Raw genomic sequence first — 9197 nt, 5'->3', positions numbered from 1 at the left:
AAAGTTTTATACCCGCCCTTGAATGTTGTTGTGTCGGATTGCGCCGTTGTCCTTTAAACCCTTTTAGTGTTGAAAAAGAGACAGTTGTTGAAAGCCCCCCGCCCCCGGCAACCGCCATAGCGGCGGTTACGGGGATGGCTCTTCCGCTCTCGAACAACTGCGAGAGTTTGTTTCCGAGGATGGCGCAGCCGATAAGCGCGGCGATAAGCACCACCCGCGTTTCTACGTAGGCGGAGGAAAACGTCGACTCGGCACCCGATGACGGCGACAGCCAGTCTTGGACGCCGCTTGTCGAGAGAATCCATGCCGACCAGAATGCGATTCCGAGATAGCCGAGGAACGGCGCCTGTTCGTTCACCGATTCGAAATACGATGCGATTCGTTGTTTAACGGATTCGACCAAAGCTCCCCATATCGTAATCAGCTTGCCCCGTTCAGCAATTGTAGGCAATGTGGCGCATGCGCACAAGGATGGTTCTGTAAGAGCTTGCCATGGGTGGTATTGCCGTCTCACCCCGAAAAGACTAGCCCCGTTTTAAGCATATCAACTGCGAAAACAGGATGTTTTGATCCTGTTTTGACGTTCTTGTCGGGCTTCTTGCGAGCTATCGTGTGAGTCGTCGAAGAGACAGAGGGAACAGATGATTAGGAGGAATCAATGGGAAAGATGGCAACGAGGCGAGACTTCGTGGCGGCAACGGGTTTGGGTGTCCTCGGCTTAGCGGGAGGCGCAGCCTTGGGCCTTGCGGGTTGCGGCTCTGGAACCTCGCAGGGAAATGCGAGCGCGCAGGCGTCGGAGGTTTCGTGGGACGAGGAGTACGACGTGATCGTCGTCGGCGCGGGCCTCGCCGGCTTGGCTGCGGCGATAACGGTGGCAACCGAGGGCGACGGGGCAACCTGCCTGCTTCTCGAGAAAAGCGATCAGCCTGCCGGCGGCGGCAACAGCCAATTCTCTTCGGGCAGCGTAACCTACACCGACGATGCCGAGGCGTTCGGAAGCTACCTCAAAGAGCTGCGCGGCGACTACACGGGCACGCCCGACGATATCCTCGAGGTGTTCGCGCAGCGCAGCGCAGAGCTTCGCGATTGGGTTGTCGGCCTCGGCGCCGATGAATCGGACATGAAGTTCACGAACGAAGACGGATCGAAGAGGGGCGAGTTCGGCGAACTCGAGAACTCGGAATCATATCGCTATATGAGCTTCAACAAGAAGGAATCCAAGAGCTTCACCCACATATCGCACTTCGCCCTGTCTGTTGTCGAAGCCCATGCCGACGTCATTACCGAAAAGACGAAGGCTCCGTTGACGGATCTCGTGTGCGACGCCGAAGGCGCGGTTGTCGGAGTCGTGTACGACGAGCGTGGCAAAGAGATGAAGGCGAAGGCGAACAAGGGCGTCATCATGTGCTGCGGCGGCTTCGAAAACGATACCGTCATGCGCCAAGACTACCTTTCGGCGCCGCATGCCCATCCCGTAGCGGGCATCAACAACACCGGTGACGGCCATCGCATCTGCGCGAAGATCGGCGCCGATATGTGGCATATGCATTCGTGCGCCGGCTTCTGGACGAACGCCGTTTCGCTCGACGGCGAGAAGTACTGCGCTTACCGCAAGATCAACAAGCAAAACGGCATTACCGTCGGCATCAACGGGCGCCGATTCTATATGGACTACGACATGGCGGTTTCGGGCTGGCCCCAGTCCGACGAGCTCGTCAGCCTCGAGGGGGATGTCGGCTGCCGTCACGGGCATCAGCAGTTCGGCGGGGAGTGGCCCCTGCTTCCCCTTCCCTCGGTCATGTGGTTCATCTACGATCAGGACCATGCCGAAGACGCCTACACCGACGGCACCGGCGATCCCGTCGCCGACGGATTCGCCGTGTCGGCTGATTCGATCGAAGAGCTGGCTGCGCTCATCGACGTGCCCGAATCCGAGCTGACGGAGACGGTTGCTCTGTGGAACTCTTACTGCGAGGGAGGCAAGGACCTGTCGTTTCATCGTCCGCCGTCGACGCTGAATCCCGTTGCCAACGGGCCGTTCTATGCGATGAAGTGCTGCTGCGAGCTGCTCAACACCGATGGCGGACCGCGCCGCAACGCCAAAGCCCAGATTCTCGATACCGCAGGCGAGCCCATCGCCAACCTGTATTCCGCAGGGGAGTTCGGATCGTTGTGGGCCCATCTCTACCAGGGTTCGTGCAACCTTTCCGAATGCTTGGTGTTCGGTCGCCTCGCCGTGCAGAGCGCCCTTGGCATAGCGTAGACGCCTGTCTTTGGATTTTCGACCGCCTGCGAAACCCGCCTCGTCAGGGTTTCGCAGGCGGTTTTCGGCGTTGGGGACGTGCGGGTTTTCAAACCGTGCTGCGATCGTGATGATTGCATTTGAAATGCTGCTGCAGCTGTCGGTTGTGGTATCATCCGAACAAGTGTTTGTTGATTTTGCCTGATCTCGATCGGCGACTGTCCGCGTGGGCTTGTCCGATCGGGCGGTCGGAATACGGAAAGGGTTGTATGTCGTCGGTGCGCCGCGTTGTTCTCGGGATCGATCCGGGGCTGGCCAATACGGGTTGGGGAGTGATATCCCAGCAGGGAACGAGGCTCGCATGCCTCGCGTACGGCTGCGTGTCGACATCGAAGGACATGGAGCTCGCCCAGCGGCTGAAGAAGATCCACGATCAGATGGGTGCCGTGATCGCGCGGTTCGGGCCCGAGTGCGTCGGTATCGAGACGGTCTGGTTCGGCGAGAACGTTACGGCGGGCATCGGCACGAGCCAGGCGCGTGGCGCCGCGCTCGTCGCCTGCGCAACGGGAGATCTTCCGGTCGGAGAATTTACGCCCCGGCAGATCAAGCTCGCCGTCGTCGGGACGGGGTCGGCGGAAAAGGAACAGGTGCAGTATATGGTCAAGCAGCTGCTTTCGCTCGAATCGGTGCCCCATCCCGATCATGCGGCCGATGCGCTGGCGGCGGCCATCTGCTATACGACGCACGAAGGAGTGCTATGATCGCCTTTCTCAACGGAATCCTCGCCGGTAAAACCCAGGATACGGCCTTCATCGACGTGGGCGGCATCGGCTATGCGGTGGGCATGGCGGCAGGCAGTCTCGCCAAGCTTCCCGAAACGGGGGAGCGGGTGCAGGTCCATACCCACCTGTACGTGCGCGAGGATGCGATTTCGCTGTTCGGTTTTCTATCCGTCGAGGAGAAGAACCTGTTCCTCCGCTTGAACAGCGTGTCGGGTGTCGGGCCGAAGGTGGCGCTTTCGGCCCTCTCGGTATTTTCGCCCCAGCAGCTTGTTGCCGCCATAACCTCGCAGGATGTCGCGCTCGTGTCGAAAATTCCCGGTGTGGGCAAGAAGACGGCATCGCGCATCATCCTCGAGCTCAAGGGCTCGCTCGACGCCGATTTGCTCGGAGCGGCTGCGGGCGCGGCTCCGGTCGGCGCGGGTAGCGTATTACAGGGCGTTGCCGACGCCCTGTTGTCGATGGGATTCACCTCCGCCGAAATCGAGATCGCGCTCAAGGGCGCCCCGGAAGATGCGGACGAGCCCGTCCTGTTACAATACGCATTGAAGCGCTTGGGCGAATAGCGCAGTGCACATCGTTGGTACGAACGGCTTTCAGAACGGGCGGTAATGGGTAACGAAGGAATAGAGATAGAAGGATTGGTGTTCTCGGCGGCGGAAGCCGACGGGGCCATCAGCGCTTCGCGTACGGTCACCCCCGATCTCACCGAGGACGATCTGGCGCTCGATCGCAGCCTCAGGCCGAAGTTGCTGGTCGATTATGCGGGCCAAGAAAAGGTGAAGGACTCCTTATCGGTTCTCATCGAGGCCGCCAAGGCGCGCGGCGAAGCGGTCGACCACATCCTGTTCTCGGGACCTCCGGGTCTCGGGAAGACCACGCTCGCAACCGTTGTCGCCAACGAGCTCAACGCGAGCATCAGGACTACGAGCGGCCCGGCTATCGAGCGCACGGGCGACCTTGCGGCGATACTGACGAACCTCGAAGAAGGCGACGTTCTGTTCATCGACGAGATCCATCGCCTGAACCGCATGGTCGAAGAAGTGCTCTATCCCGCCCTTGAAGACTTTGTGCTCGATATCGTCGTGGGCAAAGGGCCTGCAGCGCGTTCGATCCGCCTTGACCTGCCGAAGTTCACCCTCATCGGGGCGACTACCCGGACCGGCCTTCTGACGGGCCCCTTGCGCGACCGCTTCGGTATGCTGTTCCGCCTCGATTACTACACCCCCGACGAGTTGGCCACCATCGTGCGCCGTTCGGCGGCGATCCTCGATATCGGTATCGACGAAGACGGCGCGCTCGAAATCGCCCGTCGCAGCAGGGGCACGCCGCGGTTGGCGAACCGCTTGCTCAAGCGCGTTCGCGATTGGGCGCAGGTTCGCGGCGACGGAACGATCGACGAAGATGTCGCAGCCCAGGCGTTGAGCTTCTTCGAGGTCGATTCGCTCGGCCTCGACATCATGGACAACCGTATCCTCGAGCTTCTGGCCGTACGGTTCGCCGGCAGGCCGGTCGGGCTCACCACGCTCGCATCGGCGCTCTCGGAAGATCCCGAAACGCTCGAAGACGTATACGAGCCGTTTCTGCTGCAGCAGGGTCTGATGATCCGCACGCCGCGGGGGCGCCAGGCAACCGAGAGAACCTACGACCACCTGGGAATCCAGGCACCTACGGCAGGCTAAGCGCCGACGCGCATGCATGCCGCCATCTGCGATCGAAAGAAGACACCATGTTTCAGCAAGATTATCTGATGCGCATATTCCTCCAGTTCGCCGAAGCCATCAGGCGCAGCATGCTCAAAGCGAACGGCGAGAACGATCCGGCATCGGCTGCCGAGATGCTTGAAGCGGCGGTCGGCGAGGCGACGGAGCTCGACGGGGAAGTGTTTCTGTCCCTTGCTCCCGAGTCGATGACGAGCATCCTTGCTGTTTCAGGAACCGATCCACGGGTTGTCGAATACCTTGCCCGCAGCCTCATGCTCGAAGCGGAATACCTGAGGGAGGCCGATCAACCCGAGAAGGCTGCTCTTCGGGCCGAGCAGGCGGCTGCGCTCGCGCAATCGTGCGGCATCAGCTTGTCGGAAGAAGCCATCACCCCCGAAGAGCTCGATGCGTTTTTCGAAGAGACCCAAAAGGGTTTGAAGTAGGCAGACGGCCCGTTGACCTCGGTTTCGCGAGACAGTGGGGGTTGCTCGTAAAACCGCAATTTCGGGGCACGGCCGTATTTCTGGTCTCGTTTCGGGATGCCGCAGTCGTCACTGGGCCCCGCCGCCGTTCCCGAACGCTATCCCGATCTTCGGTCGCGGCAGAAAACGGAGGTAATTCGTCGTTGCGGAGCGGGTAAGAGTCCCAAGCGGATCATCTGCCTTCAAGTGGCTGCATTGCTCCGGGTGAGAGACGCGCTCGCATTGCCCTTGCTGCAGACGGGCTCGTGTTGCGACGAAAACCTTTCGTTTTCTGCCATCTTTGGGTCATCTGCTGCAAAACTCGGATCAGGGGCCGATCGGCATGCGTTTGCCGGCCCCGTCCCTTACAAAACGCCACCCAATGCCTTACGGAGCGGTAAAAAAACGCGAATCCCGATAAATGAGGGGCGCAACCGCATCACTTTAGTGTAAAGTGGAACAAAGCCCCAGCAATGGGGGCCAAGTGTTGCCGCCATGCAGCACGAAGAGTGACCTTCCCCAGGATGGGGAAGAGGAAAGAGGAAACAATGGCGGAAGGTACTGTTAAGTGGTTCAACCCGGAAAAAGGCTATGGGTTCATCTCCCAGAACGATGGCGAAGATCTCTTCGTCCACTTCTCTGAGATCAAGATGGATGGGTTCAAGACCCTCGACGAAGGAGCTGCCGTGCAGTTCGACGTCACCACCGGCCAGAATGGCAAGCTCCAGGCGAGCAATGTGACGAAGGCCTAACTTTCGGGTTTGTCTTTCATATGCCAGAGACGACCCCGCGCAAGCGGGGTCGTTTTTTATGAGGGCCCAACCCTTCGCGTAGGCGAGGCGCTTGCCGGATTCGCGCGGGAGCGCGGATGTCAATCGCTCGATCCTGTTTTTCGGCAGGAGCGCCGAAGGAGCGCATCCGAAAGGATAAGCGCGATAAAACTTGCGGAGATGAGGGGGGCGAGGGCACCTGCCTCTAAGCCGTCTGCGGTTTTGGCAAGGGATCGAGCAGCTTCGCTTTGCTTGTCGTTTTGGTCGTGATCATTCGTGCCGAAGGGAGGCGATTCGATTGTTCCGGTGACAAAGGTATGGCCTTCGATGGGCACCATTGCGTTGCCGACGAGATCGACGAACCCCGAGACCTGTACCGTGTAGGTGGCATCGGAACGAAGTTCGCCGAGCGCTACGGTAAGGATGGTGCGTTCCGGGTTCCATTTGCTCGCATCGGTGAAATCGGGATTTCCTTCGATCGCGTTGGGGGAAAGGACGACTTTTCCGCCTCGAGAAGAATCGATGGGCTCGCTGAATTCGATGGCGAGGCTCGCCGTGCTTGGTGCAACCCCGGTACCTGCAGGCGTTATGGTCGCAGTGGGCCTTTCTCCATCCACGCTGAGGACCGCATAGTCGGAGAGGGCTTCGGGCTGGATGCCGTTAGACGCGACGCAGCGATACCATGTCTTGTTTTGCTCGGCTTCCAGGTCGGAAAGCACCAATCTGGTGTCGGTGGCATTCGCGATGTCTTCCCAGTTTGCTCCCTCGTTTTGAGAGAATTGCCACCTGGGCGAGGGTGCGGGCGACCCCTCGGCAGCGGCTTCGAATACGACCTCGCCGCCCTCTTTGCTCGAACGGTCTTGCGGGTGCCCTGTGAACGACGGCGCGATAAAGGATTCGATTCCGACGAAGGTCCACCCGTTCACGGGTGCGCCGAACATGCCCGGGTCGTAGTTGGCTGCCGCTTCGGCGGGGTGGTATACCGTGCCCTCGTCGGGCGTATCGGCGAATGCGCTGCCTTTTGCGCCGGTGGGCGGCGAATCGCCCAAGAACAGAAGCGCATCTATCTGCGTGCCGGAAAACGCACTCGTTCCGATTTTCGTAACGCTTTGGGGGATGGCAAGCGAGCCGGAGAGCTTCGTGTCCCGAAACGCGTGGGCGCCGATAGCAAGCGATCCCGTTTCGGGTAAGACGAGCTCGGTGAGGCTCGTGCCCGCAAACGCGCCTGGTTCGATGTTCGCAACGCTCTGCGGGACGGTGAGCGAGCCGGAAAGCCCCGTGTCCATGAACGCACCCCAGGCGATGCTCGTGAGGTTCGGGGGGAGGGTGAGCGTACCGGTGAGCCCCGAGTCCCTGAATGCATTATCCTCGATTGAGATTAGATTCGATGCGTTCGAAAAATCGATGCCGGTTACGTTCGCTTGTTCGAAAAAGGCATCGCCGCCTATGCTTACCACACTGTAGTCGTCTTCGCTGTCGCTTGCTGTTGCCGGTACGGTTACGGTCGTCTCTTCGCTCGGATCGTTTTCGAAGCCGACGAGTTCGGCGGTTTTCTCGGGATCGCTCGTCAGCACCTTGTACTCGAGTCCTTCGTCTACGAACGTGTTGCCGGGTGTGGTTTCCCGTGGCTCGATACCGTAGGCTTGCGCAGGTGCGATGCCGATCAGGTTTGCGGCAAACGCGAAGGCCAACAGCCCTTGTGCCGCTTTGCTCGGTATCCTCATGCCGATCTCCTTCCGAAGGCGGTGGGAGGCGGCCTTTTGATGCTCTTTGCGCCGCATCGCTTCTTTCTCTATTATACTTCCGATGCCCGTTTCGCTCGGTTCTGTTTTATTGGCTTCGTTTCCGTTCGGGCAAGCGTCAATTCCCTCCTGGGATTATCCGATGCGGGCGGCGATCGGCTAAACGATGAACATCGCGTCGCCGAACGAGAGCAGGCGGTATTCCTGCTCGATTGCGTGCTCGTAGGCGGCCATGATGTGCTCGCGCGTCGAGAATGCGCTCACGAGCATCATGAGCGTCGATCGCGGCACGTGGAAGTTCGTTACCAGCGCATCGACAACGCGGAACTTGTATCCCGGCAGGATGTAGAGCGAGGTGGCTTCGCGGTCCCGCGCCCTGAGCCCGCCCGCTTCCTCATCCCATGCGCTCTCCAGGCTGCGAACGCTCGTGGTGCCCACCGCTACGACGCGCCCGCCGTGCTCTTTCGTGCGACGAACCGCGTCGACGACGCGCTGGGGCACGGTGTAGTATTCGGTGTGGATGCGGTGCTGTTCGGGGTCGTCCTCGTCGACGATGCGAAAGGTATCGAGACCCACTTCGAGTTCGACGGTTTCCCAATCGACGCCCTTCTCTTTGAGCAGGGCGATCAGTTCGGGGGTGAAATGAAGGCCTGCCGTGGGCGCTGCGGCCGATTTCTCACGATTGGAGAACACGGTTTGGTAGAGCTCTTCGTCGCCCGCGTAGTTTTTGATGTAGGGGGGCAGGGGCGTATGTCCAACTGCATGCATCGCTTCGTCGAGGGTGCCGTAGGCTTCGGTGACGAGCCGTGCGAGCCGTTCTCCTTTTTCGGCATCCTCCACCCAGTCGACGATTTCCGCGGTGAGCGCCACGGTGCCTTCGCTGTCGGTGAACTCGACCACGGCGCCCGGCTTCAACCGTTTGCCCGGACGCACCAGCACTTCCCAGTAGGCGGCGGTGTTCGAGGTCTCGCCATGACCGAACGATTCCCGCAGCAGAAACACTTCGGCGGCACCCCCGGTGCCCCGCTTTGCGCCGAGCAGGCGTGCGGGCATTACACGCGTTTCGTTGGCGATGAGCAGGTCTCCCGGCTCAAGGTAGTCGGCGATGTCGCGGAATATGCGGTCTTCGAGCGATCCTGTCGCACGGTTCATCACGAGCATCTTGCACCCGTCGCGCTCGGCGGCGGGCTCTTGGGCGATGCGTTCTTCCGGAAGGGTGTAATCGAAATCGCTGGTCTTCATCGATGCATTCTTTCCTCGGGTGGCGTGCGGTTCGTCGCGCGGACTGGTTCGCCGTGCGGATTTTGAGCCCGGTTGCCGGGCGTCGGGTTGCCATTATAGGCGTTTCTGGCGCGATCGGCTCAGTTGCTTTGCTTTCCCCGCATCTCTTTGAGGATGCGCCGCTTGCGTTCCTGCTTCGCGGCGTAATCCTGCCGCTCGCGCTTCTTTTGGACCCGAAGCGCTTCGGCCGCTGCGATCTCGTCTTCGTGGGCTGCGCGC

General features: G+C 60.4%; 9 protein-coding genes. 6 read left to right on the top strand and 3 right to left on the bottom strand.

Annotated features, from left to right (window positions below):
* Nucleotides 1-469: hypothetical protein (locus C1722_RS16935; protein WP_180995077.1), on the bottom strand; the 469-nt coding region annotated here is incomplete at its 3' end.
* A 189-nt stretch (nt 470-658) separates the two neighbouring features.
* Here C1722_RS16935 and C1722_RS07430 point away from each other — a divergent pair.
* The 6 genes from C1722_RS07430 (at nt 659) to C1722_RS07405 (ending at nt 5937) form a co-directional block, all read left to right on the top strand.
* Nucleotides 659-2263 carry an FAD-dependent oxidoreductase gene (locus C1722_RS07430; RefSeq protein WP_102378668.1) on the top strand — a complete coding sequence of 535 codons (1605 nt, stop codon included), beginning with the start codon at nt 659-661 and terminating at the stop codon, nt 2261-2263.
* Nucleotides 2264-2511: 248 nt separating this feature from the next.
* A complete protein-coding gene (ruvC, locus tag C1722_RS07425; protein WP_102378667.1) occupies nt 2512-3003 on the top strand; it encodes a crossover junction endodeoxyribonuclease RuvC in 492 nt (163 codons plus the stop codon).
* The gene (gene ruvA / locus C1722_RS07420) at nt 3000-3587 is read left to right on the top strand and encodes a Holliday junction branch migration protein RuvA (RefSeq protein WP_102378666.1); all 588 of its coding nucleotides are present in this window, start codon (nt 3000-3002) and stop codon (nt 3585-3587) included. The genes ruvC and ruvA overlap by 4 nt, the downstream gene beginning before the upstream one ends.
* Before the next feature lie 45 nt (nt 3588-3632).
* Nucleotides 3633-4703: a Holliday junction branch migration DNA helicase RuvB gene (ruvB, locus tag C1722_RS07415; RefSeq protein WP_102378665.1), complete on the top strand. Its 1071-nt coding sequence runs from the start codon at nt 3633-3635 to the stop codon at nt 4701-4703.
* A 47-nt stretch (nt 4704-4750) separates the two neighbouring features.
* Entirely contained in the window at nt 4751-5167 is a 417-nt protein-coding gene (locus tag C1722_RS07410; protein ID WP_102378664.1) for a hypothetical protein, read from the top strand.
* 566 nt (nt 5168-5733) lie between these two features.
* Entirely contained in the window at nt 5734-5937 is a 204-nt protein-coding gene (locus C1722_RS07405; protein WP_102375198.1) for a cold-shock protein, read from the top strand.
* A 119-nt stretch (nt 5938-6056) separates the two neighbouring features.
* Here the strand turns inward: C1722_RS07405 and C1722_RS07400 are convergent, their stop codons facing one another.
* Both C1722_RS07400 and queA read right to left on the bottom strand, forming a co-directional pair.
* The gene (locus C1722_RS07400; RefSeq protein WP_180995076.1) at nt 6057-7679 is read right to left on the bottom strand and encodes a leucine-rich repeat protein; all 1623 of its coding nucleotides are present in this window, start codon (nt 7677-7679) and stop codon (nt 6057-6059) included.
* Between the two features lie 177 nt (nt 7680-7856).
* Nucleotides 7857-8939, bottom strand: a complete 1083-nt coding sequence (gene queA / locus C1722_RS07395; RefSeq protein ID WP_102378662.1) for a tRNA preQ1(34) S-adenosylmethionine ribosyltransferase-isomerase QueA — start codon at nt 8937-8939, stop codon at nt 7857-7859.
* Nucleotides 8940-9197 lie beyond the last annotated feature (258 nt).

This window comes from Raoultibacter timonensis (assembly GCF_900240215.1).
GTDB classification, from domain to species: Bacteria; Actinomycetota; Coriobacteriia; order Coriobacteriales; family Eggerthellaceae; genus Raoultibacter; species Raoultibacter timonensis.
The sequence above is the reverse complement of the archived record's forward strand: the minus strand, read 5'-3'. Positions and strand labels throughout refer to the sequence as shown.